General features: G+C 58.8%; 23 protein-coding genes and 2 pseudogenes. 6 read left to right on the top strand and 19 right to left on the bottom strand.

The genetic code is table 11. The features are described 5' to 3' along the window. Nucleotides 1–138: pseudogene (locus AC1DMK_RS28845) on the bottom strand (5-aminolevulinate synthase); the annotation flags it as partial. Between the two features lie 973 nt (nt 139–1,111). Between AC1DMK_RS28845 and AC1DMK_RS28840 the strand changes: the two are divergent. From AC1DMK_RS28840 to AC1DMK_RS28830, 3 genes are read left to right on the top strand one after another with little or no spacing between them, the layout of a single operon-like run. After that, nucleotides 1,112–1,876, top strand: coding sequence for a heme ABC transporter permease (locus AC1DMK_RS28840; protein ID WP_477863739.1), 765 nt, complete (start codon nt 1,112–1,114; stop codon nt 1,874–1,876). Between the two features lies 1 nt (nt 1,877). Then, nucleotides 1,878–2,033 carry a heme exporter protein CcmD gene (locus AC1DMK_RS28835; RefSeq protein ID WP_037069031.1) on the top strand — a complete coding sequence of 52 codons (156 nt, stop codon included), beginning with the start codon at nt 1,878–1,880 and terminating at the stop codon, nt 2,031–2,033. Between the two features lie 2 nt (nt 2,034–2,035). Further along, entirely contained in the window at nt 2,036–2,596 is a 561-nt protein-coding gene (locus tag AC1DMK_RS28830) for a DsbE family thiol:disulfide interchange protein (protein ID WP_477863738.1), read from the top strand. Nucleotides 2,597–3,244: 648 nt separating this feature from the next. On the opposite strand, the gene AC1DMK_RS28825 is transcribed toward AC1DMK_RS28830, so the two are convergent. From AC1DMK_RS28825 to ccoG, 13 genes are all read right to left on the bottom strand, one after another. After that, the gene (locus AC1DMK_RS28825; protein WP_477863737.1) at nt 3,245–3,919 is read right to left on the bottom strand and encodes a CBS domain-containing protein; all 675 of its coding nucleotides are present in this window, start codon (nt 3,917–3,919) and stop codon (nt 3,245–3,247) included. Nucleotides 3,920–4,043: 124 nt separating this feature from the next. Continuing rightward, the gene (locus AC1DMK_RS28820; RefSeq protein ID WP_477863736.1) at nt 4,044–4,493 is read right to left on the bottom strand and encodes a cytochrome c-type biogenesis protein; all 450 of its coding nucleotides are present in this window, start codon (nt 4,491–4,493) and stop codon (nt 4,044–4,046) included. Then, the gene (locus AC1DMK_RS28815) at nt 4,490–6,487 is read right to left on the bottom strand and encodes a heme lyase CcmF/NrfE family subunit (protein WP_477863735.1); all 1,998 of its coding nucleotides are present in this window, start codon (nt 6,485–6,487) and stop codon (nt 4,490–4,492) included. Before AC1DMK_RS28815 ends, AC1DMK_RS28820 begins: the two co-directional genes overlap by 4 nt. Then, nucleotides 6,484–6,936, bottom strand: a complete 453-nt coding sequence (gene ccmE, locus AC1DMK_RS28810; RefSeq protein ID WP_477863734.1) for a cytochrome c maturation protein CcmE — start codon at nt 6,934–6,936, stop codon at nt 6,484–6,486. The genes AC1DMK_RS28815 and ccmE overlap by 4 nt, the downstream gene beginning before the upstream one ends. Then, nucleotides 6,933–8,051, bottom strand: coding sequence for a c-type cytochrome biogenesis protein CcmI (ccmI, locus tag AC1DMK_RS28805; RefSeq protein WP_477863740.1), 1,119 nt, complete (start codon nt 8,049–8,051; stop codon nt 6,933–6,935). The genes ccmE and ccmI overlap by 4 nt, the downstream gene beginning before the upstream one ends. A 95-nt stretch (nt 8,052–8,146) precedes the next feature. Next, nucleotides 8,147–8,863, bottom strand: a complete 717-nt coding sequence (locus tag AC1DMK_RS28800; protein ID WP_477863733.1) for a response regulator — start codon at nt 8,861–8,863, stop codon at nt 8,147–8,149. 151 nt (nt 8,864–9,014) lie between these two features. Next, on the bottom strand, nt 9,015–9,578 hold the full coding sequence (locus AC1DMK_RS28795; RefSeq protein WP_477863732.1) for a methyl-accepting chemotaxis protein: 564 nt from the start codon (nt 9,576–9,578) through the stop codon (nt 9,015–9,017). Further along, nucleotides 9,571–10,911: a HAMP domain-containing protein gene (locus tag AC1DMK_RS28790; protein WP_477863731.1), complete on the bottom strand. Its 1,341-nt coding sequence runs from the start codon at nt 10,909–10,911 to the stop codon at nt 9,571–9,573. The genes AC1DMK_RS28795 and AC1DMK_RS28790 overlap by 8 nt, the downstream gene beginning before the upstream one ends. Before the next feature lie 211 nt (nt 10,912–11,122). Beyond that, complete coding sequence (locus AC1DMK_RS28785) at nt 11,123–11,788, bottom strand: Crp/Fnr family transcriptional regulator (protein ID WP_477863730.1); 666 nt, start codon at nt 11,786–11,788, stop codon at nt 11,123–11,125. A 23-nt stretch (nt 11,789–11,811) separates the two neighbouring features. Next, entirely contained in the window at nt 11,812–11,970 is a 159-nt protein-coding gene (gene ccoS / locus AC1DMK_RS28780) for a cbb3-type cytochrome oxidase assembly protein CcoS (protein WP_037066020.1), read from the bottom strand. Next, nucleotides 11,967–14,249 carry a cation-translocating P-type ATPase gene (locus AC1DMK_RS28775; protein ID WP_477863729.1) on the bottom strand — a complete coding sequence of 761 codons (2,283 nt, stop codon included), beginning with the start codon at nt 14,247–14,249 and terminating at the stop codon, nt 11,967–11,969. The genes ccoS and AC1DMK_RS28775 overlap by 4 nt, the downstream gene beginning before the upstream one ends. Next, nucleotides 14,246–14,731, bottom strand: a complete 486-nt coding sequence (locus AC1DMK_RS28770) for a FixH family protein (protein ID WP_477863728.1) — start codon at nt 14,729–14,731, stop codon at nt 14,246–14,248. Before AC1DMK_RS28770 ends, AC1DMK_RS28775 begins: the two co-directional genes overlap by 4 nt. Next, entirely contained in the window at nt 14,728–16,296 is a 1,569-nt protein-coding gene (ccoG, locus tag AC1DMK_RS28765) for a cytochrome c oxidase accessory protein CcoG (protein ID WP_477863727.1), read from the bottom strand. The genes AC1DMK_RS28770 and ccoG overlap by 4 nt, the downstream gene beginning before the upstream one ends. 452 nt (nt 16,297–16,748) lie before the next feature. Here ccoG and AC1DMK_RS28760 point away from each other — a divergent pair. Further along, a pseudogene (locus AC1DMK_RS28760) lies at nt 16,749–17,445 on the top strand (YoaK family protein). Between the two features lie 111 nt (nt 17,446–17,556). Here the strand turns inward: AC1DMK_RS28760 and AC1DMK_RS28755 are convergent. Genes AC1DMK_RS28755 through ccoN form a run of 5 tightly spaced genes read right to left on the bottom strand, consistent with a single transcriptional unit; the run spans nt 17,557 to nt 21,147 of the window. Next, nucleotides 17,557–17,742, bottom strand: a complete 186-nt coding sequence (locus AC1DMK_RS28755; protein WP_037066031.1) for a hypothetical protein — start codon at nt 17,740–17,742, stop codon at nt 17,557–17,559. 12 nt (nt 17,743–17,754) lie between these two features. After that, complete coding sequence (gene ccoP / locus AC1DMK_RS28750) at nt 17,755–18,618, bottom strand: cytochrome-c oxidase, cbb3-type subunit III (RefSeq protein WP_037066033.1); 864 nt, start codon at nt 18,616–18,618, stop codon at nt 17,755–17,757. A gap of 1 nt (nt 18,619) precedes the next feature. Beyond that, nucleotides 18,620–18,772, bottom strand: a complete 153-nt coding sequence (locus tag AC1DMK_RS28745; protein ID WP_037066035.1) for a CcoQ/FixQ family Cbb3-type cytochrome c oxidase assembly chaperone — start codon at nt 18,770–18,772, stop codon at nt 18,620–18,622. A 9-nt stretch (nt 18,773–18,781) separates the two neighbouring features. Then, nucleotides 18,782–19,516: a cytochrome-c oxidase, cbb3-type subunit II gene (ccoO, locus tag AC1DMK_RS28740; RefSeq protein WP_477863726.1), complete on the bottom strand. Its 735-nt coding sequence runs from the start codon at nt 19,514–19,516 to the stop codon at nt 18,782–18,784. 8 nt (nt 19,517–19,524) lie between these two features. Next, entirely contained in the window at nt 19,525–21,147 is a 1,623-nt protein-coding gene (ccoN, locus tag AC1DMK_RS28735; RefSeq protein WP_477863725.1) for a cytochrome-c oxidase, cbb3-type subunit I, read from the bottom strand. A 236-nt stretch (nt 21,148–21,383) separates the two neighbouring features. On the opposite strand from ccoN, the gene AC1DMK_RS28730 reads away from it, so the two are divergent. Both AC1DMK_RS28730 and AC1DMK_RS28725 read left to right on the top strand, forming a co-directional pair. Further along, nucleotides 21,384–22,115: a Crp/Fnr family transcriptional regulator gene (locus AC1DMK_RS28730; protein ID WP_477863724.1), complete on the top strand. Its 732-nt coding sequence runs from the start codon at nt 21,384–21,386 to the stop codon at nt 22,113–22,115. Nucleotides 22,116–22,138: 23 nt separating this feature from the next. Then, a complete protein-coding gene (locus AC1DMK_RS28725) occupies nt 22,139–24,064 on the top strand; it encodes a hybrid sensor histidine kinase/response regulator (protein ID WP_477863723.1) in 1,926 nt (641 codons plus the stop codon). Nucleotides 24,065–24,396 lie beyond the last annotated feature (332 nt).

Below are 24,396 nucleotides of genomic sequence, written 5' to 3'. Positions count from 1 at the left end.
GTCCTTCGGGCCGTCGGCGGTGTGACGCGTGGCACGCGGAAAGCTGCCGCGATGACGCTCAAGATCGGCAAAAACGCGATAACGGCCTTCCGTATGCAGGCCGTCGAGCTCGTTTTTGAAGAATGCTTCGAAATCCATCATATGCTCCATCTACAGAGCGATCGTTACAGCGCAGCGATTCAGGCGTATTTGATCTCCGTCAAGTTCAATCGGTTTTTCGCACTACTTAGACCGAAATTATCTCACGACAATGCGCCACGCTACCCCGCGTATAGGCCTAGCAACTGGCCGCTGTTGGCGAGGAGTGGGTTGCTCAGCGCAAAGATATCCGGCAGGCGGAGGTTCAGTTTGCCTTGGAACGCCTCCAGATCGGCGATTGGATCGTTCAAGGCTCCGGTCGACAGCCAGCCTCAACCTTGCCCATCACACGAATTGCCGCCAGTCCCGAGGCAAGCCGCCTCATCTCGGCAGTCCTCCTGAAAAAGTCTGTGCGCCGACCTCAGGAATTCTTTCAGCGTCTGCTCGATCTCTTGGGACAGCATGCTGGATCTTGGCGATCAGGCTGGATGCCATGATAGCGTCGTTGTCGGCAAAGCCTTTCTGTTCCAACTGGCGTTGCAGCAATCCGGCACTTTCAGCCGGTGAGATTTTGTCGTTCGCTTCACGCGAGACAAGGTCCGCGTAGAGCGGTCGGACGATTTCGAAATGCGGACTTGAAGGCTTCGGCCAGACGGAAAGGTAGCCTCCGTCGATAGGAGTGACGATTGCATATACCCCGATAGTGGCGGCCGTCCGTCGACTTGTTCTGGACGTAGGCGCCGGTCGGGAGATTTTTGCGGATGCAATCCCACAGCAGCCAGAAAACCCCGCGGAGCATATCTGGGTGACGGATCAAGTTGTGCGGCTTGCCGAGGGCCTACATTGGCAGTGGATCTCATATTCGCCGCCTGTTCGTGTGCGGGCAGGGTAGATGTTGCCCCCCCGTTTTTGGGGTGGAGTCGTAAATTTGAGATTGAGACCTTTGATGTCGCGGCTTGCAAAACTGCGCCTTTGGCGTCTTCTTTGATCCGGATCAATTATCTTGGCTCAGCTTGGCTTAAGGCTCTCAAGCATGAGCCCATACGTTCACATACAAAATTTCATCGTTGATCTGGCCCAGCCTGCTAGGTTTGTGGAAGTCGCCGAGCGCGTGCTTCCCTACCTGGCAGGCTTCACAGCTCTGTGTCTTGCCGCAGGCCTCTATCTGAGCTTCAGCTCGGACATCGACTACCAGCAAGGTGCAACAGTTAGGATCATGTACGTCCATGTCCCCGCGGCCTGGATCGCCATGCTCTGTTATTCGGTCATGACCGCCAATGCGATCGGATCGATCGTGTGGCGTCACCCTCTTGCGGACGTGGCTGCAAGGGTCGCCGCACCGCTCGGCGCCGCGTTCACCTTCGTCTCGCTGGTTACGGGAGCCATCTGGGGCAAGCCCATGTGGGGCACCTGGTGGGTTTGGGACGCCCGCCTCACCTCCATGTTCGTGCTTTTTATAATGTATCTGGGCATTATCGCCATCAATCGGGCGATCGACGAGCCAACCCGATCAGCGCGCGTTACCGCAGTCTTGATTGTTGTCGGCTTCGTGAACATCCCGATCATCAAGTTCTCAGTCGACTGGTGGAACACCCTCCACCAGCCGGCAAGCGTCCTTCGCTTGGACGGGCCGGATCTGGACATCGAGTTCTTACGGCCGCTGCTGGTCATGGGCGTCGCGTTCGCAGCCCTATTCCTCACTCTCTACATCGCGGCCGTCAGAAACGAGGTCTGGAGAAGGAAAATCATTTCTCAACAGAGGCTCGCAGCAAGAGCCGCAGCTCACAGGGAGAATTGAAATGGATCATCTGCACTACGTCGTCGCTGCCTACGCTCTCACGTTCGGGGTCATGACCACGGTCGGTCTGAAGGTCTGGACTACCGGTCAATGCTACCGCCGACAGGTGAAGGCACTTGCGATAGTCCGCCGGCGTCTGCCAAACGAGGATCGCTAGGAATGCGTCAGTATTTGTTTGCAGGCATCCCCCTGCTTGTCTTCCTGGGGATCGCCAGCGCCGCCGCGACGACGCTCTATCGCGAATCCAGGCAGGGCTACTCGCCGGCAACAATTCCTTCTGCCTTGATTGGGCTAAGACATCCGACGGTGAACCTTCCTCCGCTCGCGGGCGTTCAGACGCCGGCGCTCAACGATCGCGCCCTGGACAACCGGGTCGTCGTCCTGAACATATTTGCATCTTGGTGCGTCCCTTGCCGGCAAGAGCATCCCGCGCTGATGGAACTGGCCAAGGATTCGCGGGTGAAGCTCGTGGCCATCAACTACAAGGATACGCCGGAAAAGGCGCTGGCCTTCCTTGGCGAGAACGGAAATCCGTTCTCAGCGATCGGCGTTGATACAGCCGGACGCAGCGCTATCGACTGGGGCGTCTACGGAGTTCCAGAGACCTTTGTGATCGACCACGCCGGGCGGATCACGCTGAAACACGTCGGACCTCTGGACACCAAGGTTCTCTCACGCGAAATCAATCCGGCAATAGATGCCGCCTTCACTTCAAGCTGAGCGGCGAAATGGCGCGTTTTTAATCTCGCTCAAAGAAGCGGTGACACGGTCGAGGCTAGTTTGCTGGTGCCGGTCGGGATTGCCCCGTGTCAAGCAGGGAAACTTTGACAGATGGCTTGCTGGGCTCCGGGGCGCGGAACCAAGCAAGCCTGCTCGCATCTAGACGCGATGTGGCCCGCAGCTTCCGCCTTCGCGATACTGGTCCCCCTCCCCAAGCTCGCGTTGGCGCTGGCGAGACCGGCTCAATGAGCTTTTCCGCGGCACGTCGCTCTCCAAATGCAAGGATGTCCCCCTTACAACCAGCGAAATGGCGGCTGGCTCTTCGTTTGCAATGTAAGCCGAACTTCGGTCCGCGATCCTTAGCACGGGCAGGCTTGCCTGTTGCCCAGATCTGAGCCTTTCCTGATGTCAAGGGTGACACCGTTTCGAGTAGAACCAGAGGGGAGCAAACTCTGGTCCATCATGACCGACGCCGCACGCAACGTCCTGGAACGTTCCGGAAGCCAACGCGCCCATAGGTCATTAATGCCAACGATCTTAGGATTAGAAAACAACAGGCCTCTGGTCTGACGACCAGCCCGCCAAACGGCGGGCTTTTTGCGCTTGTTGAGAAAGTTAGCTGGCTCTTTGCTCAACGAGTCCAGCCGATCAGTCGCCCATGGCTGGAGGCGTCACCCGAAGCCGATCCCGGTAGCCCCCGATTCCAAGGCTTTCGATAAGAACCTGGACCGCCCTGCGCTTCAGATCGGATTCCACCTGACCGTCGATGGTGATCTGTCCATTTTTTACGGAGACCTGCACCTTCTGAGGAGTGAGGCCGAGATCCGCGCGCAGTCGGGTTCGAACGGCTAGCCGGATGGATTCATCTTCCTTCGGGAGCGTTGCAGATGGCGCTTCGAGGATTATGCGCAGGATGTCCCGGCGGCTTACTATTCCCACCAGTTTTCCATCCAAGACGATCGGCAAGCGCTTGATGCGATGCGCCTGCAGGCTCTCGGCAATGTCGGACACCTCGCTGTCCGTCCGCGCTACGATGACGTCCTGGGACATGACGTCGGCCACACACCATCCGTTGCTGCAGATGTAACGCTCCAGGTCGATCTCCGAGATCAGTTCGACACTGCGCGCAAGCCGTGGAGCAAGTCTGATCTCCCGGCGCAGAAGCAAGTCGCCCTCGGTAACCATTCCGCACACCCGGCCTTCGTCGTCGACCACGGGAAGCCCGCTGACCTCGTTCTGGATCATCACAGCGACTGCGTGGCGTACACCTACAGCCGGGCTGATCGAAACCACGTTCGTGGTCATAATGTCCTTCGCCTGCATGGTACTGCCTCACTAATCAGGGTTTTTCTTTGATCAAATTTCGCACGGGCGCCGGGACCCTGCTTTGATCTCCATCAAACTCAAGCCAGGCAGGCGGGTCATCGCGTTCGTGACGAATAGCCGGTCATCGAAGCAAGCTGTCGAGGTGCTTCCGTTCCTCTTCAGTCAGCAGGGGTTCGCTTTCTCTTCTGCTTCGTCTCCCCATCGCCACAAGGGCTGCAGCAGCGGCTCCAGTCAATGCCAAGGGCGCGATCCACAGCAGGATGGTTCGTTCGTTGACGCGTGGCTTGAGCAAGACGAACTCGCCGTAGCGCGCCACCAGATAGTCGAGCACCGCCTTGTCGGAGTCCCCTGCAACGATGCGTTCGCGAACCAGGAGCCGTAGATCTTTCGCGAGTTCGGCGTTGGATTCGTCAATCGACTGGTTCTGGCAGACCAAGCAGCGCAGTTCCGAAGATATTGTCCGGGCTCTCGCCTCCTGGGCCGGATCGGCGAGGGTTTCATCAGGATTCACCGCGAAGGCGGGCAAGATTGTTACAAGCAGAGTCAGTACGACCGCGACGCACCGCATCATTCGGCGGCCTCCGCGATATGCGCGGGCTTCACAATAGCCCTCGCTTTTCGACCAGGCGCCCCGACACGCAGACGACGATCGCTCAGCGAAACGAAGCCTCCCGCCGCCATCACCAACGCGCCGAACCAGATCAGAGTGATGAAAGGCTTCCACCAGACGCGCACGACGATCCCACCGTCATTTGTCGGGTCGCCAAGGGAGACGTAGAGCTGACTTGACCCGATTGTCAGAATCCCGGCCTCGGTCGTCGGCATTTGGCGTGCGCTGTAGACCCTCTTTGCTGACCAGACCTCACCGGCGTCGACGTCGCCACGACTGATGCTGAAGTGCCCACGATCCTCCGCATAGTTCGATCCCTTTTCAGGTTTCATTCCATCGAACTGAATCGAGTATCCACCCGCCTCCACGGTCTCACCTGGCTTCATCTGTACGACGCGCTCAGTTTCAAACGTCGTGACGGCGACGATTCCGAGAGCGGTCAGTCCGAGCCCGGCGTGCGCCAGCGCCGTGCCGAAGGCGGAGCGAGGAAGGCCGGAGAACCGGCGCCATGCCACGTACGCTGCAACCTTGCCGACGCCAGCTCGATACCAGAGATCGGCGAGTGCTCCAAGCACAAGATAGAGGCCAGCAGCCAGTCCGAACACAGAAAGCACCGGTCCTCCATGTTGAACGTAGAAGATTGCCAGGGCGCCGACCAAGGCTATGCCGGCGACCACGTACAGTCGTTGCAGAGCCCCCAAAAGGTCTCCTCGTTTCCACGCGAGCAGCGGACCAACCGGCACGACGACAACGAGCGGGATCATCAATGTGCCGAACGTCATACTGAAGAACGGCGCGCCCACGGAAATCTTGTCGCCGGTGATCGTCTCCAGCAGCAGAGGATACAGGGTTCCGGTCAGGACCGTGCCGCATGCGACTGTGAGGATCAGGTTGTTTAAGACGAGCCCACCTTCTCGCGAGATCGGCGCGAAGAGCCCCCCGGTGGTCAAGGCCGGTGCCCGGTAGGCAAAGAGGGACAGCGATCCGCCGATGAAGACCAGCAGAATGCATAGGATGAAGATGCCGCGCGAGGGGTCGCTCGCAAACGCGTGAACCGAGGTCAGCACGCCGGACCGGACCAGGAAGGTACCTAGAAGCGATAGCGAGAATGTCAGGATGGCGAGCAGGACCGTCCAGATCTTCAGCGCTTCACGCTTTTCCATCACAAGCGCGGAATGAAGCAATGCGGTGCCCGCAAGCCAAGGCATGAACGACGAATTCTCGACCGGGTCCCAGAACCACCAGCCGCCCCAGCCAAGCTCGTAGTAGGCCCAATAGGATCCCATCGCGATGCCCAAGGTAAGGAACGTCCACGCAGCAAGGGTCCAAGGGCGCACCCATCGCGCCCAGGCTGCATCAATGCGACCTTCGAGAAGCGCGGCTATGGCGAACGAGAAGCAGACAGAAAACCCAACGTAACCAATATAGAGCAGAGGTGGATGGATCGCGAGACCAACGTCCTGGAGAACAGGATTGAGATCCTTGCCTTCGGCAGGAGCAGGATCAAGACGCAAGAAGGGGTTCGACGTCAGCAGGATGAAGAGTATGAACGCAACGGAAATCCATGCTTGAACGGCAAGTACGTTCGCCTTCAAAGTCTCGGGAAGGTTGCGGCCGAACACGGCGACGAGCGCGCTGAACAGCGCCAGGATCAACAGCCAGAGCATCATCGATCCTTCGTGATTGCCCCAGACACCCGAGTATTTGTAAAGAAGCGGTACGAGGGAGTGCGAGTTCTCCCAGACGTTCTCGACAGAAAAATCGGAGACAACGTGGGCATAGGTCAGGACGCCGAAGGAGAATGCGACCAGCAAGAAGAAGAAGACGGATCCGGGGGTAGCCACCTCCATCATCTGATAGTCGAGGCGACGCGCGCCCACGGCGGGGACGACGGACAGCACCAGGGCTGTCGCAAGTGAAAGAACGAGCGCGTAGTGCCCAATCTCAATGATCATTGCGCGGCTCCCGCATGCTGCCAAAGCCCCTGCTCTTTGAGCTTGTCCGCGACCTCCTTCGGCATATATTTCTCGTCGTGCTTCGCCAAAACCGTGTCGGCGGTAAAAACCTCGGATCCTGCCTCGAAACTGCCTTCGGTCACGACACCTTGGCCCTCCCGGAAAAGATCTGGAAGAATGCCGGCAAATCGCACGCGCACGACGCCGCCATTTGGGTCTGTAACTGCGAACTGCACTGCCGATCCGGCGCCACGCATGACGCTCCCCTCGCCTACAAGGCCACCAAGGCGGATACGGGTGCCAGGCGTGAGATGAGTGTTCGCAATCTCTGAGGGCATGTAAAAATACGCCACCGACTGGCTAAAGGCGAACATGACCAGCAGCACGGCAGCAAGGATGAAGCTCATGCCGCTGCCGATGACTGCGAGACGCTTCTGTTTGCGTGTCATTCGCTCGTCCCTTCCAAGTCGATTTGAAGTTCGTGGGCTAGCGAGACCAACTGCCGGCCCTTTTCTGTCGTTGCAGGAAAGCTGGACAAGCCGCGTTGAAGAGCGGCTGCCGCCTGCCTTTTCTCGTCGAGTATCGCGTAGGATCTGATCAGGCGGAGCCAACCTTCAATGTCATCGGGCCGCGTTGCGAGTTTTGCATCCAATCCCTGGACCATCGCCTGGACCATTTTGCGCTGGCCAGCCACTGCGCCGGGATTTTGTGCGGTGTCCGTCAACGTGCCCGGAGTGGTGGTGGAGACTGGCGCAACGCCGCCATTGGCGAAGATGTGTTCATTCACCAGCGCCAACCACGGCGCATCTGCAGGCGAATCCTTGGCCAGCGCCTGGAACGCGGTCCGCGCCTCGGCCTTCTTGCCAGACTGCTCAATTCCTAGAGCGATATAGAACCGCGCACGTGGATTTCCCGGCTCAAGCTGCAGCATTTCCTGCAGGATGGCGCGTGCCTCTTGCCTCACCTGTCCATTCGACCGGGCCATCGCGGTCTCTAAGAGGCCGTCCAGCCGTTGAACGCTTCGACCAAGGATGCGGATCGCGTTGCGATAAGCCTTCTCTGCGTCGTCGATGCGACCCATCTTGAGATAGACGGGAGCAATCACATCCCACCCGCGACCATCATCCGGATCATTTGTAAGATGCCCTTCGGTCTTCATGACGAGTATTGGAAGATCCTGTCCGGGATCTGCCAACCTCGCTTGCAGTGGCCGTGAGGGCATTTCCGGCGAACCAACGCCCACATACAGCCCGATGCTGACGATCGGCAAGAACGCGACGACGCCAAGCCTCAGCCAGCGATGGGACCGGAATGCGGGAGCGGCGGCCACCGGGCCGCTCGCTCTGATGAACCGTCGCGCCGTTTCGGCTCGCGCGTGCTCATACTCGATTGAACCGATGTCGCCCGCTCTCAATTCCCTCTCGAGTTCGAGAAGCTGATCTCGATACACGCTGGAGGCTTCCGGGCTATTGCAGGCCGGCCGGGTGCGGGTCGTCGTAAGCGGATGAAGCAGAGCCGCAGTTGTAGCGGTCGTAATGACCGCGAAGAGTATCCAAATAATCATGTGTCCAGACGCCATTTTGCGCCTGAACATACCGCTTATCGTCAAAGGAACATTGATGCGGATCAATTAACGAAGCGTCTTGATCCCGCCGGTCGTCACCGCAGTCGACCCGTGAAAACGTAACCGACGCCCCGCACCGACTGAACCAAGGCCGGTGCCTTTGGATCGGTCTCGATCTTCTTTCGCAGGCGTACGATTTGCGCATCGATCGCACGGTCAAACGCCTCAAGGCTGCGGTTTCTGGTCAAGTCCATAAGCGTATCGCGCGACAACACCCGGCCGGGATTGCGAACGAAAACCAGAAGCATGTCGAATTCGCCCGTCGTGAGCGGTACGTCGTCGCCATCAGGAGAGGTGAGCTTTCTGCGGGGCACGTCCAGACGCCAGCCATCGAATTGGATGCTTTCATCTTCGCCCCCGACAGCCTTGGCCGGTTCGGCCGGCGCCCGCCTGCGCAGCACCGTCCGCAAACGAGCAAGAAGTTCTCGTAGATGAAACGGCTTGGCGATGTAGTCGTCCGCACCCACCTCCAGTCCGACGACCTTGTCGGTCACGTCGTCCTGGCCTGTCAGCATCAGTACGGGTACGTCCGAGGTGTTGCGGAGCTCTTTCAATAGCTCCAGGCCATTCTCGCCGCCGGGCAGGACGAGATCCAGGAAGACCGCAGCGTACCTTCCCTTCGCGAGTTCCGCGCGCATGGCCGCGCCGTTGCCTACGGCATTCACTCGATAGCCGTTGTCCTCGAAATAGCGGATCAGCATCTGCCTGATCCGGGCGTCGTCGTCGACTACCAGAATGCGCTCGGGTTCCATCTTGTCATCGTTCCGCTTCGAACTTGCAACCGAGCAATAGCGCAGGAATGCCGCCAGCGCCACAGGTCGGTTGCAAGTTCTAACGGTCGATCGAAACGTGATTGCGGACACGAATTCGCCCGCAATCAAGAGAGTATTCCTAAAAGTCCTGCTACCGGACGGCCGCCGATGCCGAGCTGCCTCGCTTGGCCAAGGCGCGCAAAGCGCTGACGTTTCGTGTCTGAGGCTCATCCTGGTCAGGTGCGACCGAACCATTCCCCGGTAGCGAAAATACTGCAACCAGTGACCTCAATCTTCCACTCTCGATGGCAAGGGTCGCACTCGCTGCATTCGTCTCCTCTACCATTGCGGCGTTCTTCTGGGTGACCTGATCCATCTCATTGACCGCAGTGTTCACCTGCGTAAGTCCGACGGATTGCTCCTTTGCAGAGGTGGCGATCGCGTCCATGTGTTCGTTAATGTCTGCGACGAACCTCTGGATGGTAGCAAGCGCTCCGCCGGTCTCCCGCACAAGCGCAACGCCGCTGTCGACCTCGGCTTCAGATGTACAGATGAGATCCTTGATCTCCTTTGCCGCCCGAGCAGAACGCTGCGCCAGTTCTCGAACCTCCTGAGCCACGACCGCGAAGCCTTTGCCCGCCTCGCCGGCCCGCGCCGCTTCGACGCCGGCATTCAGTGCAAGGAGGTTCGTCTGAAAGGCGATGTCGTCAATCACCCCAATGAATACTGGAGATCTGACGCGACGATCCTTCTATCTTTTCGATGGCGTCGACCGCGCGGGCTACCACCTGTGCGGAATGCTCGGCACTTTGTTCAGCCTCTGCCGCAACGGCGCGAGCCTCTTCGGTCCGTCTGGAGGCATTCGTGACATTGGCCGTGATCTGGTCGAGCGCAGCTGCGGTCTCTTCAAGTGAAGCCGCCTGCTGCTCGGTCCGTTTCGACAAGTCGTCGGAACTGCAACTGATCTCCCGAGAGCCGGCGTCGATGGAGGACGTAGATTGAGCAACCGCGGCCAGCGTATCGGCAAGCTGTGCGACAGCGGTGTTGAAGTCGGTACGCAGACCTTCGAAGTCCACGGCGAACGGGGCGTCCAGCGTGAACTTGAGATCTCCTTGCGCCAAATGCTGCAGCCCGCAAGCCAGACCTTCTGCGGCACGCGTCATTTCCTCGATGCGTTGTTGCTCGATCTGAGCATTGCGCCGACGTTCTTCTTCGGTGTGGCCACGGTGGTCGTTGGCCTCGCGTTCGATCTCGATGGCTCGCAGTCCATTGTCCTTGAAGATCTGCACGGCTCGGGCCATTCCACCGACTTCGTCCTTACGGTCGGTGTCGCCGACAATCGCTGCGAAGTCAGCGTCGGCGAGCCGCCGCATCGTCTCAGAAAGCCCGCGTATCGGGGTTGCGAGCCACTTGCGGATGCCGAGAAGTCCGGACATGAGGAACAGGGCGAGCCCTATGACGATCGAGAGTGCGGTGATCCAGACCGTGGAATGGGAGGCGGCGTTGATCGTGACGTTCTCACTCGCAACTTTTTCCACAAGTCTTTGCACAACATCGACGGCCGCTTTCGAAAAAGCAGGAAACTGCGGCTGGCATTCTGCCAGGAAACGCTGCTGGGAGGCGAGCACGTCTTGCGGAGCGGTTGCTCTTGAGGCCAGATCGATCGTTGGCTTGCAGGTCTCGTCGAGCAGACGAAGTCCCTTCACCTTCAAGGACTGCAGATCGGCGTCGTGCTGAAGCGCGTGGATGGCGGCGTCAGAGAATTTTATGAATCCGGCGCGGGCGCCGTCGACTTCCGCCAGTGCGGCCCCGTTCTCCGAGACGCTTCGCGACATCAGCAGGTCGCCGATCGACGCCCTCGCAGTCTGGAGCGCCCGGTTGGCACGGGCCAGATTGATGGCCGCAGTGTCCTCGCCGGCAAGCAGGCTCCGATAGGATCCGTCAATGCGGAGCATTTGGTACCCGGAATAGGCCGTCGCACCAAGTACGAAAAGGCCGACCGCGGCAAGAAGGGTGAGAAACTTGGATATAATTGGGATGTGGCGCACCGATGCCTCCGATGCCGTATTGAACCTGCCGTCGGACACATTCCGCGCAGGGTCTCTATCGGCATCCCGTCATGCAATGCCCCAAGGTTCATGAGGAACCAAAAACAACTACAGATTTAATTCGGCTTTCTTAAAGCGGGCTTAATTCTTACCGCGAAATTCAGGTATCTACCCCAAAAATAGGGTTGCCCAAAGCGGCGTCGGCCTGTCCTCAGCACTCTTGTCGGAGCAGGTTTACGCTCTCGACAGAAATTGTCTTGCCTCTGACTGCGACACCGGCTGGTGCCAGCGCAGCGAAGGCGCGAGATAGAGCCTCTGGTGCCAACCCCAGCTTTCCGGCGAGTACTCGCTTTTGATACGGCAAGCAGAATGTTGCCCGTGACGCCGACGGCGGGCACCGACCGAGGAGATAGTTTGCAACGCGTTGTGCGGCCGTATGAAGACGATCACCCGCTATGCAATCCATTGCCCCTACAAGGTGCCTGGCCATGATGCGCATGACATTGCCCTGAACGTTGCGATTTTCTTCCGCCAAAGACCGCAGGCCTCTCAAGTCGAAAAGCGCAATTTCGGTGAAGTCCGCCGCCGAAGCCCCGTGAACATATGTCCCCCCACCGGCCAGAAGATGTTCCGCGAAGAAGTCGCCGGGTTCGCAGATGCAGATGTCGGCTTCGCGCCCTGTGGATTCCTTCTTTGTAAGTCGAACGAGACCGTTCATCACACAGGCGACGAACATTGCTTTCTGACCTTCTGCGATGATCTGTTCGTGCGGGGAGAATGTTCTCACCTTCGCCAATTCCAACAACTTTTCTGTGGTTTGTCGATCCAATCCTGCGAACAGCTCGGATCTCAGAAGCACGGGATTTTTAGCAAGCATCGTCCTTCCTTTCGTTTTGGCGTCTATTGTTTCGGGTTCTCGCCTTCATCGTCTAAAAGTATCCGCCAGGCGGCTCCCTGGAGGTCCTCGTACTGACCGCTCCTGAGAGACCAGAGGAAGGCGAAAAGGCCCATGCCGCCCATGAACAGCGCGATAGGGATGAGGTAGATCAGCATGTTCATGCGTTTTCGACCTTCCTGCTATCGACAGGCAACCGGTCCAACCGCGGCGAGTCCTTCGTCGCTCCGAACGAGTTCAGCCGAAGCGCGTTCGTGACGACGATGATCGACGACGTCGACATGGCCACTGCGGCGATAAGGGGGGTCGCATATCCTGCGATCGCGATCGGGACCGCAAGCACATTGTAACCGATGGCGAGCGCAAAGTTCTGACGAATAAGTGCTGCGGACCTTCTTGCGATGGTGATCGCCTGAGGGACTGCGTCCAGTCTTTCATTGAAGAATACGAGATCGGCGGCTTGGCGTCCGATGTCCGACGCAGTGGCGGGAGCTATCGAAACGTGCGCGGCGGCAAGCGCCGGTGCGTCGTTGATGCCGTCGCCTACCATGAGGACTCGATGCCCCGCCGAGCTGAGGCGCTGGCATTCTTCCACTTTCTGCTTGGGCGTCATTGCGCCCAATGCGCGGTCTACGCTCAGCGCAAGCGCTGCGTTGTCTACGACGCTCTGCCGATCGCCGGAAATGATCACGGTTTCAAAACCAGCGGCATCCAGTTGCCCAATAGCTTCACCGGCACCGGGTCTTAAAGTGTCATCGAAGAAAAAGCGGGCCAGAATGGCACCGTCCTTTGACAGGACCACTTCGGAAAGCGGGCTGTCGTTCTCCGGCCCGGCTGCGGCGCCAGCGAAAAAAGTATTGCCTAGTCGATAGGTCGCGTCGCCGCGCGAAGAGACAAGGCCACCGCCTGGAATTTCGATCACGCGGTCGAACGTCACAGGCGCCACGCGGGTGCTTCGAACCAATGCCTGCGAAAGCGGATGTCGGGAATGGGCGGCCAGTCCCACGGCTATCGCAAGCGCGGCCTCGTCCGGAGCTTCAGTCGCGACGAGCTTCGGAACTCCGATCGTCAACGTTCCAGTTTTGTCGAAGGCGACGGTATCGACTTCCGCTAATCGCTCCAAAGCCGAACCGTCCTTTACCATCACGCCCTTTCGGAAGAGTTCGCCTGCTGCGACGACCTGCACCACGGGGACGGCAAGACCGAGAGCGCATGGGCATGTGATGATCAAGACGGCCACCGCGACCAGCATTGCATGCTTCCAGTCACCGCCCATGAAGCCCCACGCAAGAAACGAAACCAAAGCGAGGAGATGAACAACGGGCGAATAGAGGGAGGCGGCGCGGTCGGCGATGCGACGGTAACGTGCCCTTCCCCCTTCAGCAGCCTCCATCAGGCTGATGATCTCGGCCAGAAGCGAGTTCTTCGCAAGCTTGGTTGCTGTGACTACGAGGGAACCCGTCAGGTTCATCGCCCCCGAGCTGACCTGGCTCCCCTTGAACACCGCCACGGGACTGCTTTCGCCCGTCACGATCGAAAGATCCAGCTCGCTCTCTCCGCTGACGACGGCTCCGTCTACGGGAATACGGTCTCCGGCGGCGATCGCGATTTCGTCCCCAACCGAGATCTCCTCCACCGCAACGTAACGGCGCGAACCGTCGGGCATTGCGAGGAGGGCGCCTCGGGGTGCGAGCCGAGCCAGTCCATTGATTGCCGCGCGTGCTTTTTCGCGCATCACATGATCGAGCGTTCTGCCGATGAGAAGAAAGAACAGCAACGAGACCGAAGCATCGAACCAGGCATGTTCGCCGTGATGAACTGTTTCCCAAAGCGACACCGCATAGGAGAGCGTTACTGCCAGGGAGATCGGGACGTCCATGTTGGTGCGGCCATGCTTGAGCGCATTCCAGGCAGAACGAAAGAAGAAACGACCCGCGTAAACAAGGGCGGGGGCAGCGATCATCGCGGAGATCCAGTGGAACATGTCGCGCGTCGCGGCGTCCGCTCCAGACCAGACCGACACCGACAGAAGCATGATATTGGTAGCCGCAAAGCCGGAGACGCCGACAGCAAGAAGAAGCTGGTTTCTGGTGGCGTCGTTCTCAGAAGCAAGCGGCGTGAATAGATGGGCCCGGTATCCCGCCGCCGTGATCGCACTGATGATTCCGGTCGGATCCGTTGCCCGCTTGTCGAATTCCTGGGAGTAGACGCATGTCACGCGTCGGGACGTCAGGTTGACCCTAGCCTTGGTCACATAGGGCAGCGCGTATAGCGCCTTTTCGATTGTCGAGATGCATCCACCGCAGTGCACGTCTGGCACGCTGAGATCGAGTTGTTGAAGACCCTCGCCCAACGGGTGGCTGGCAAACGCAATCTCCTGGGCACTGAAGGACGTAGTGCTCATCGCGAGCACGCTCTCTGTATTCATGTCGCAGCAGGTCATTGGCCGAATCCCGCCGTGTCGATCCGGGCAGCTTCGTGCATGACGATCGTATCGCCCCTGCGCGAAATCACTTCCACGATCCAATCGCCTGACGCAAGCCGGTGATTGGCTTCGAACAGACCTTCGCCTGTTTTCCTGAACGTGACCTGGAAGTCTTCATGGTCGCCGACGGGTCGCTTGAAGTTCGCGGTAACCTCGTCGACCATTGCAGGCGACCGATCCTTGTTTCGGATGAGGTAGTGAATTGCGCCATCCTTCAAGGAAAGTTCGCCGATGATGCCAGACGCGGCCATCACCCGCATGGCTTCGGCCTTCCGATTGAATTCCTGGCTAGCGACGTAGGTGTTTTCTACGACGAGACCACTCCAACTCGATGACGCGTACCATGCCATTGTGACGTTGACCGCAATCACGACAGCGAAGAAGGCCGACGTCGTGAGGAGCATGTGACGGCCAGTGAACCCTTGAGCGCGTACGGTCATTTGGCCTCTCCTGGGGCGTTGAATGCGGCGCGGTAAGTCGCCCGATCCGAATGCTCGGGGTCTTCGATGACGAACAGGAATTCGTTGACCGCGGCGCCTGTCTGCTTGCGGGTGACGAAGACTTTCAGCGCGGTGGCGACATCGGGTTGGACATCCATCGTGAAGCTGCGTGCGTCTTCCTTGCTGAACTCGGGGATACGCATTGTCGCGCCTTCGAGGCCGGAAAGGCTGATTTCCACCCTTCTGGGCATCGGCACCATGTTGAGGACACGAAGGGTGTAGCCATTGCGGATGGAACCGTCGCTTTCCAGCACGTATTGCGGATTGCGGTCATGGACGACGTTGAGCTCGAGGCGATCGCGCAAGGCTAGGTGTACCAGCATTGCAATGCCGATCAAAGTCCAGACGACAGCGTAGAAGACGACTCTCGGTCGAAAAATGATACGCCAATTGAAGTGACGAACCGCATCAACGAACGTCCCGTCCTCGTTGCGTACTTTGCTGGGCTGGACCGGGGTACGCCCGGCGTCTGTCGCCAATGCCATGTTGCTCGAGTACTCGCTCAGCGTGGCATAGGCTATCAGGCCACGTGGCTTGCCGAGCTTGTCCATGACCCCGTCGCATGCGTCGATGCAAAGCGCACAGGTAATGCACTCCATCTGCTGTCCGTCTCGGATGTCGATACCCATCGGGCACACCGCAACGCAGGCATTGCAATCGACGCAATCTCCCACGTCGATGCCTTGAGTATGGGCCTTCTTGGCGTGACGCGAGCGGGCTTCGCCGCGCCAATCGTTGTAGGTCACGACGAGCGAGCTCTCGTCTAGCATTGCGCCCTGGATCCGCGGCCAAGGGCACATGTAGGTGCAGACCTGCTCGCGCATGAGGCCACCCAGTACGTAGGTCGTGGCGGTCAGGGTCGCGACAGTGGCGTAGGCGATTGCTCCGGCCTGCCCGGTGAACAGCGAAACCACCAACTCTGGAGCGTTTGCGAAATAGAAGACCCAGGCGCCGCCCGTGGCTACACCGATCAGCAGCCAGATCGCATGCTTGGTCACGCGTTTGCGGATCTTGTCGAAATTCCATTGCCCGGCGTCGAGCCTCATTCTGGCGTTTCGGTCCCCTTCGATGGCCCGTTCGACCACCAAAAACAGGTCCACCCAGACTGTCTGTGGACAGGCGTACCCGCACCACGCGCGACCAACCGCGGACGTCACCAGAAACAGGCCGAACCCTGCCATCACGAGGAGGCCCGCCACGTAGTAGAATTCCTGCGGCCAGATCTCGATGAAGAAAAAGAAGAACCTCCGGGAGGATAGGTCGACGAGAATGGCCTGATCGGGCGCGTAGGGACCACGGTCCCAGCGGATCCAGGGCGCGAGATAATAGATGCCAAGCGTCACCAGCACCACGATCCATTTGAACTGCCGAAAGCGACCCTGGGCCCGCTTCGGGAACACCTTCTTCCGGGCCGCATAGAGGGGCGGGCGGTTGCTGCGGGCGTTGACGGGCTCGGCATCGAGGCGTTCGACGTTCCGGGGATCAGGCGCTGTGTAGAGATTCATGGGGCTTGTCCGATTTTCACCCGGCCGTTCTTGCACCTTCTCGGGCGCCGCTCCTTGACGCAGATCAAGAACGAATGATCGGCCCCAAAAAAGGCCGCGCTCAGGACAGGAGACGCGGCCCTAGAAGTGTTAGACGACAAGTGCATAGTGGCCTTTTGGCTTCTGTTCTTTGGGTCAGATCATTTAGAAACAGGCAACTCCGCAGCCTGAGCCTAAAAAATTGGGCCACGCCTAGGAGAGAGGAGCGTGGCCCGGAGGGATCGTGGGGGCGAAGTTCAGCGATTTGGCCTCCACTAGACAGGCTGGGTTTAGCAACCTGTGGCAATGGGTCTTTGATGCAAGTCAAATTCGTGGCGAATTTCGAACTTCCAAGTTAGGCGGACTGCATCGTTTCGCCCACTCGACCGCGCTCCCAGAATCTGCTCAGATCGTTGATCAATGAGAACGACGCCATGCTGGTAAAAGAAGGCGAGAGCCGCACCTTGTCCACGGACATTCTCCTCGCCTCGTCGCTTGCGTTTGTTGCAGGAGGCGTCAACAGCGCCGGCTACCTCGGATTCGGCTACTTCTCGGCGAATATGACCGGTAACGTATCATTGGTTTCCGACCACGTTTCGATGGGAGACATCGATCTTGCGGTCGCGTTTCTTGTCATCGTTGCGATGTTCGTGGCAGGAGCATTTGCGGCGTCACTGTTTATTTGGAGCCATTTATGCGATTGCGCTTCTAACCGAGGCAGCATTGCTTATGGCGATCGGCGTCTGGTCAGTGATGTCGGCCACCCATGTCAGCGGCGTGAGAATTGTGGGTGTCATAAGTTTCGCTATGGGCATTCAAAACGCGGCGTCCACGAGAATATCCGGCAGCAAGGTGAGGACGACGCATGTATCCGGCATCGCTACGGATATTGGAGTCGGAATGGCCCAGATGCTGGAATCAAATGACGCACATGCCGCCAAGCATACTCGGGACCGCCTTATGCTGCACAGCGCCACGATAGGATCATTCCTCGTCGGCGGTACGATCGGTGTGCTCGGCTACCGCTTGGCAGAAGGAGCGGTGTTTTGCGGGTTTTCTCTCGTGATACTGGCTATGTGCGTGAGATACTTGGTTCGGTTGCCCCAGCGTTCGCTCGATCGTCTCAACTAAGCAGCGACTGTGCCTCGTAGCTGTCGTCGACTTGGCTTCCAAACGGCGAAAAAAGAGGCCGCGACTCAGATGAGTCGCGGCACTAAGAAACGCTGCTGGACCGGTGCCACGCTAGCGGCTCGTGGTCTTGTGATCTTTGAGGCAGGTCAGATTAACTATCGAACTTCCGATTTTTTCAGGATCGTCTTGCTCGCAAGACGGCTTCGTCGTCTTGGCCCGAGCCGAGATGCGTGAATGGATCGCTGCGCGCGGAGTGCCATAAAGGCCGAGCAGCGGGTTGTGGTCATGTGCGGCCATCGTCAGGTCTCCTTACGTTCCACCGCCGAGGGAATGAACGAACACGGTCAGTTCCTTTACGGTGGTGTCGCCCAGTCGCGCTGACCACCCAGGCATCATGCCGTGCTTCGGCGTGCTGACCTGTCGTGCGATCGCGTCCTCCCCCGCGCCCTTCAGCCAGATTGCGTCGGCGAGATTTGGGGCTCCCATGTCGACCTTGCCCTTGCCGTCCTCGCCATGGCAAGCCGCACAGTTGTCGAGAAAAATCTGCTTGCCTGCCTCAGCGCGCGCTGGGTCGGTCGGCGTGTTGGTCAATCCCCAGACGTACGCCGCCACCTGCTCGATTTGAGTGCGGTCCAGCATTTCGGCAAACGCCGGCATTTCGGAGACGTGGGTGTCCGCGTCCGTGTCGAAGCGAATACCGTGCGAGATCGTCGTGTGGATGGAATCCAGATCGCCGCCCCATAGCCAATCGTCGTCGTTCAAGTTAGGAAAGCCGGGGCCTCCGCTTGCTCCTGAGCCATGGCAAGGCGCGCAGTTGACCTTGAATGCCGATGCGCCCCCTGCGATGGCAAATTCGCGAAGGGCGGGGTCGGCGTCGATTTCCTGCACCGACTTCGCAGCGATCATGTCATCAAACCTGATCTGGCCAGCCTTGGCCAAATCAAGATCCTGTTGCAACTCCGCACGGCTAGAGAAACCAAGAAGTCCCTTTGTCGTGGAGGTTATCATCGGGATCGCCGGGTAGGCCATGGCGTAGCCGACCGCCCAGAGGATCGTCGCATAGAACGTCCATACCCACCACCGTGGCATTGGGTTGTTCAATTCGCGAATGCCGTCCCATTCGTGACCGGTGGTCTCCACGCCGCTGAATTCATCGATTTGCTTTTCCGACATTTCAGTCATCCTTCAAGGGAATATCGGCGGCCTCTTGTGCCATCTGCTTGCTGCCGGGACGCAGGGTGAAAAGCACGACGCCTGCGAAGAAAGCCGCCATGGCCACCAGGCCCCAACTGTCGGCGAAGTGCCGCATTGCTGTGTAAGTTTCCATTGGATCACCTCATCGGTAGCCGGTCGCGTCGTCGTAGGTCGAGAAGTCGACCAACGTTCCAAGCATCTGCAGGTAGGAAACAAGCGCGTCCATTTCGGTGAGCTTGGATGGATCGCCGTCAAAGTCGCCGACCTTCGCCTTCGGATACCGAGCCAGGAGCCCGGTCGCGTCGGCGTTAGGATCGGCCTGGGCCTTCATGTCAGCTTCGGCATTGGCGAGCATGGCCTGGGTATAGGGCACGCCGACGTCCTCGTTGGCTTTGAGGTCCATTCCAACATCCTTGACGGTGACTTCCTGCTCCTTGAGGAAGGCGTATTTCGGCATGATCGATTCCGGCACCACGGCTCTCGGATCGGCGAGGTGCTGAACGTGCCACTCATTGGAGTACCGTCCCCCAACACGAGCCAGATCTGGACCGGTGCGCTTGGAGCCCCACTGGAAGGGGTGGTCGTACATGGATTCGGCCGCCAGCGAGTAATGGCCGTATCGCTCCACTTCGTCACGGAATGGTCGGATCATCTGGCTGTGGCAGAGATAGCAGCCTTCACGGATGTAGATGTTGCGCCCCGCCAGTTCCAGCGGCGTGTAGGGGCGCATCCCTTCTACCTTCTCGATGGTGTTCTGAAGGTAGAACAGGGGGGCGATCTCAACGATGCCGCCGATGCTGACCACGAGAAGCGACCCGACCAACAGGAGCGTGGCGTTCTTCTCGAGGATTTGGTGCTTGTCTAATATCGATGCCATTTATCACCTCACTTGGCAGGCTGTGCCTGGGGCACGTAGGCGGTCGGAATAGCTGCCTCGGTCCTGACATGGCCGCGGATCGTCATGAAGACGTTCCATGCCATGACCACGCCGCCCGCCAGATACAACGCTCCGCCAACGGCTCGAAGGACATAGTACGGGAACATTGCAGCGACGGTCTCGGCGAACGAGTAGACGAGGAAGCCCTGCGAATTGTACTCGCGCCACATCAGTCCCTGCTGGATGCCGGCGACCCAAAGAACGGCGGCGTAGATCACGATGCCGAGGGTGGCGAGCCAGAAGTGCCAGTTGACCATGCGGAGACTGTAGAGACGGTCGCGTCCCCAAAGCTTAGGTGTCAGATAGTAGACGGCGCCGAAGGTGATCATGCCGACCCATCCGAGAGCGCCGGAGTGCACGTGGCCAATCGTCCATTCAGTGTAGTGGCTAAGCGAGTTGACGGTCTTAATCGACATCATCGGTCCTTCGAATGTCGACATTCCGTAGAAGGCGATGGCGACGATCATCATGCGGATGATGGGGTCGGTGCGGATCTTGTCCCATGCCCCCGACAAGGTCATCAGGCCGTTGATCATGCCGCCCCACGAAGGCATCCAGAGCATGACCGAAAAGACCATGCCGAGCGTTTGCGCCCAATCAGGCAACGCCGTGTAATGAAGGTGGTGCGGGCCTGCCCAGATGTACATGAAGATCAGGGCCCAGAAGTGGATGATCGACAGACGATAGGAGTAGACTGGGCGGTTGGCCTGCTTGGGAACGAAGTAGTACATCATCCCGAGGAAGCCGGCCGTCAGGAAGAAGCCGACGGCGTTGTGGCCATACCACCATTGCGTCAGTGCGTCCTGCACGCCCGAGAACGCCGAGTAACTCTTCGAGCCGAGAAACGATGCTGGCACCGCGAGGTTGTTCACCACGTGCAGCATCGCGATCGTTACGATGAAGCCGAGATAGAACCAGTTTGCGACATAGATGTGTGGTTCCCTACGCTTCAGAATGGTTCCCAGGTAAACGACCAGGTAGGCGACCCACACGACGGTCAGCCAGATGTCGACGTACCATTCCGGCTCCGCATATTCGCGTGCCTGCGTGATGCCGAGCACATATCCCGTCGCCGCCATGACGATGAAGAGTTGGTAGCCCCAGAACACGAACCAAGCCAAGCTGCCGCCGAACAGGCGCGCGTGACAGGTGCGCTGGACGACGTAGAAGGATGTCATGATCAAGGCGTTGCCGCCGAAAGCGAAGATGACCGCAGAAGTGTGGACCGGACGCAGGCGTCCAAAATTGAGGTACGGCGCCAGATTCAGATCGGGGAAGGCCAACTGGAGCGCGACGACCACTCCAACAAGAAAGCCAACCACGCCCCAGAAGACTGTCGCAATAAGGCCGTAGCGAATGACTTCGTCGAAATAGCCCGACGCTTCTACCATCGGCAACCGCCCTGCCGGGGTGAAATCCATGTTTCTCATCAGCAGCACAGTGCCCGCGAGAAGGCAGAAGCAAAGAACGCTCATATGGATTGCAAATAGATGGTCGTGGGCGAAGGCAGCACCCAGCAAGGCTAGGAATGCCCCCACCGCGACCACCATCGTTTCAGTCGTATACTTCATGATGTCGTCCCCAGTGCGCAGTCGACCGCGTCGCGGCCGGCTCTCTCGTACTTTGGCGAAGGACTGTCATGGGCGCGCGAGAGGCTCCTTGATCTAGATCAACGATGCCGCAATTTCGATCGAAGCCCGGCCGCTATTACAATCTGTTACGAAGTTTCACCTTTTGAAACCGTCCGATCATTTCTGTGTGACGCAACGACGATTTAGTGCCCTCGCCAACAAGAGGGGATACTTCCATGCTGATGCAGAACAACGCCGCCTTCGAACATGCAGAACCAACGCACGATATGATGCGTGGAGTGCAATCGCTCTCATCTCTTTTTCTGACCTCCGCGACAGAAACGATTGCGGCTGGGAAGGCGATCTGCTGGGAGGGCGACACTGCCAACCACCTGTTTCATGTCGTCGAAGGTGTGGTCCGTCTCCACCGCATCATCGGCGAAGGCCGTCGTGTAATCACCGCTTTCCACTTTGCCGGCGATCTCATTGGTGCGTCGCTTCAGGACGCGTTCCTCTTCACGGCCGAGGCCGTGAGCGACTGCAGGATCCGACGCGTGTCGCGAAAGAGCTTCCACGAGGAAGTCGCACGATCGGAGTCACTGCGCCCCGTCTACATCAATCTGCTATGCCAGGAAACCGCGGCGGCCCACGACCAGATGGTGCTGTTGTCCAAATTGAACGCGGAAGAACGGCTCTGCAGCTTTATCGTCAAGCTTGCCTCCCGTCTTGATGCCCAGATGCGCCAAGGCTTGCTACGGGTGCCCATGAACCGACAGGACATCGCGGACTATCTTGGCATCACCATCGAAACCGTCTCAAGAACCATCACAAAGCTTGCCTCGCGGAACGTCGTCGTCCCGGAAGGACGGCATGACCTGAGAATTGTGAATCTTAATCGTCTGATACAGTTGTCGGGGAACGTTGATGATTTCTCGGAAAAAACCTGCCATAGGGTCAGTCTCCACTAATGCAGAGAGACGCCAGGTAAGCCATGCCCCATCGCCTGATATCGCCGCGCACCGCATCACCCCAGGAATTGGACGCCTTGGTGCACGTGCTCGACGGGGCGGACATAATTATCCATCGCTCCGAAGGCACCATCACCCATTGGTCTATCGGGTGCGAGAACATGTATGGCTGGACGAGGGAGGAAGCCGTTGGCGAGAAAGTGTACGAACTCCTCGCCACGCAGTTTCCAGAAACTGCCGACAGTATCCACGCGCAACTCAAGTCCCGTGGCTTCTGGCAGGGCGAGATCATTCACCGCCACAAGAGCGGACACCACATCCACGTCKCGACGCGCTTCGTCTTGGTTAATCTCACCGATGGAGATCTGGCCGTCATCCAGACAAACAGCGATGTCAGCGCTCTCAGACGCGCCCAGGAAGCGGTCAACGCGCGGGAAGCCCATCTGAGTTCGATCCTCGACACCGTCCCCGATGCCATGGTGGTCATCGACGACAAGGGAATGGTGCTTTCTTTTAGCAAGGCGGCCGAAAAACTGTTCGGCATGTCGTCCGAGCAGATCTGCGGACGAAACGTGAGCAACTTGATGCCCAATCCCTACCGGGACGCTCATGACGGCTATATCGATCACTATCTCAAGACTAGCGAAAAGCGTATTATCGGTTACGGTCGCGTCGTAACGGGCAAGCGTGCCGACGGATCCCATTTCCCGATGGAGCTTCATGTAGGCGAAGCGACAGCCAATGGAGAGCGAATCTTCACCGGGTTCGTGCGCGACCTTACCAGCAGGGTCAAAATCGAGGAAGACCTGCGCCAATCTCAGAAGATGGAGGCAGTCGGGCAATTGACCGGAGGGATCGCTCACGACTTCAACAATCTGCTCACGGTGATCAGCGGCAATCTTGAAATGATCGAAGACAAGCTGCCGCCGGGGCAGCTTAGGGACATCTTGAAAGAGGCACAGGACGCCGCCGCAGACGGCGCGAAACTGACCGGGCAGTTGCTGGCGTTCGGACGGCGGCAGCCACTAAGTCCAAAGCCTGCCGATCTCGGACAGCTAGTTTCCGGCTTCTCGGATCTCCTGAGGCGAACCCTGGGCGAGGATATCAAGCTCTCGACTGTCATTGCTGGCTCGGCCCTGAACGTGCTCGTAGATAGCTCTCAACTTCAGAACGCCATTTTGAACATCGCGCTGAACGCCCGCGACGCAATGCCGAGGGGCGGAAGTCTCACGACGGAAATCTCGCGAGTGCACCTGGATGCCGACTACGCCAAGATGTACCCGGAAGTCCGCGGCGGCAATTTCGTTCTGATCTCGATGACTGACACCGGCGCTGGCATGTCCGAGGAAGTGAAAAAGCGCGCGATAGAACCATTCTTCACGACAAAGGAAGTGGGCGCTGGCACCGGTCTTGGCCTCAGTATGGTCTATGGGTTCGTAAAGCAGTCCGGTGGCCACCTCCAGCTATACAGCGAAACTGGGCGTGGGACGACGATCCGGATCTATCTGCCTGCCATGGCCGCTTCCGGATCTCAGGAGGTCCAACAGGAGCCGGTGCCGGTTGAAAGCTCCCTCCCTCGCGGCGACGAACTGGTCTTGGTCGTCGAGGACGATCCTCGCGTCCGGCGGGTCGCCGTAGCAAGGCTGTCCTCGATGGGATACTCGGTTCTCGAGGCGGATAACGGCCGCCGTGCGATGGAAGTCCTAAGGGCCGACGATAAAATCGCACTCCTGTTCACCGACATTGTGATGCCCGGTGGAATGACGGGTGACGAACTGGCCCGCGAGGCCCGCGATCTTCGTCCTGACATGGCAGTGCTCTTTACGTCTGGCTACTCGGAACCAGGACTGGCCGAAACGGATGGGATATCTGGCTCGCAATGGCTTCGCAAGCCGTACACGGCCCGAGAACTCGCTTCGAAAGTTCGCGAGCTCCTTGACGAGCGTTGATCCGCCTACTCATTCGAATAGACGACGGCCGCCTCCGGGCGGCACGGGGTTAACAACGAGGTCGACTCGCTTATAGCGCTCGTCCTCGCAGCGGTCTCCGAACGAGTTGCGAGCCATCAAGGGCGGCCTCGCCGAGGCCCGACGCCACGCGGATGCGGGCGGCAATAGTCATTCTTCGCCGCTTCGATTGTCCAGCGTCCGGCTTCGGCATGTGGTGCAAGATCCTTCCGCACGCCTTGCCGTCATAGCCGGAAATCTTGACCCTCTCCGGAAGCTTTCATTTTTTCCCAGTTTGACGAGCGTCAAAGAACGCTTCCATCGCATGTCTTAGA

Source organism: Rhizobium sp. 05L419 (genome assembly GCF_056397845.1).
The sequence above is the reverse complement of the archived record's forward strand: the minus strand, read 5'-3'. Positions and strand labels throughout refer to the sequence as shown.

Excerpts from the sequence above, each read along its gene's own strand:
- AC1DMK_RS28840 (WP_477863739.1), top strand. The coding sequence starts at position 1,112 with ATGAGCCCATACGTTCACATACAAAATTTCATCGTTGATCTGGCCCAG.
- AC1DMK_RS28835 (WP_037069031.1), top strand. The coding sequence starts at position 1,878 with ATGGATCATCTGCACTACGTCGTCGCTGCCTACGCTCTCACGTTCGGG.
- AC1DMK_RS28830 (WP_477863738.1), top strand. The coding sequence starts at position 2,036 with ATGCGTCAGTATTTGTTTGCAGGCATCCCCCTGCTTGTCTTCCTGGGG.
- AC1DMK_RS28825 (WP_477863737.1), bottom strand. The coding sequence starts at position 3,919 with ATGCAGGCGAAGGACATTATGACCACGAACGTGGTTTCGATCAGCCCG.
- AC1DMK_RS28820 (WP_477863736.1), bottom strand. The coding sequence starts at position 4,493 with ATGATGCGGTGCGTCGCGGTCGTACTGACTCTGCTTGTAACAATCTTG.
- AC1DMK_RS28815 (WP_477863735.1), bottom strand. The coding sequence starts at position 6,487 with ATGATCATTGAGATTGGGCACTACGCGCTCGTTCTTTCACTTGCGACA.
- ccmE (WP_477863734.1), bottom strand. The coding sequence starts at position 6,936 with ATGACACGCAAACAGAAGCGTCTCGCAGTCATCGGCAGCGGCATGAGC.
- ccmI (WP_477863740.1), bottom strand. The coding sequence starts at position 8,051 with ATGATTATTTGGATACTCTTCGCGGTCATTACGACCGCTACAACTGCG.
- AC1DMK_RS28800 (WP_477863733.1), bottom strand. The coding sequence starts at position 8,863 with ATGGAACCCGAGCGCATTCTGGTAGTCGACGACGACGCCCGGATCAGG.
- AC1DMK_RS28785 (WP_477863730.1), bottom strand. The coding sequence starts at position 11,788 with ATGCTTGCTAAAAATCCCGTGCTTCTGAGATCCGAGCTGTTCGCAGGA.
- ccoS (WP_037066020.1), bottom strand. The coding sequence starts at position 11,970 with ATGAACATGCTGATCTACCTCATCCCTATCGCGCTGTTCATGGGCGGC.
- AC1DMK_RS28775 (WP_477863729.1), bottom strand. The coding sequence starts at position 14,249 with ATGACCTGCTGCGACATGAATACAGAGAGCGTGCTCGCGATGAGCACT.
- AC1DMK_RS28770 (WP_477863728.1), bottom strand. The coding sequence starts at position 14,731 with ATGACCGTACGCGCTCAAGGGTTCACTGGCCGTCACATGCTCCTCACG.
- ccoG (WP_477863727.1), bottom strand. The coding sequence starts at position 16,296 with ATGAATCTCTACACAGCGCCTGATCCCCGGAACGTCGAACGCCTCGAT.
- AC1DMK_RS28755 (WP_037066031.1), bottom strand. The coding sequence starts at position 17,742 with ATGGCCGCACATGACCACAACCCGCTGCTCGGCCTTTATGGCACTCCG.
- ccoP (WP_037066033.1), bottom strand. The coding sequence starts at position 18,618 with ATGTCGGAAAAGCAAATCGATGAATTCAGCGGCGTGGAGACCACCGGT.
- AC1DMK_RS28745 (WP_037066035.1), bottom strand. The coding sequence starts at position 18,772 with ATGGAAACTTACACAGCAATGCGGCACTTCGCCGACAGTTGGGGCCTG.
- ccoO (WP_477863726.1), bottom strand. The coding sequence starts at position 19,516 with ATGGCATCGATATTAGACAAGCACCAAATCCTCGAGAAGAACGCCACG.
- ccoN (WP_477863725.1), bottom strand. The coding sequence starts at position 21,147 with ATGAAGTATACGACTGAAACGATGGTGGTCGCGGTGGGGGCATTCCTA.
- AC1DMK_RS28730 (WP_477863724.1), top strand. The coding sequence starts at position 21,384 with ATGCTGATGCAGAACAACGCCGCCTTCGAACATGCAGAACCAACGCAC.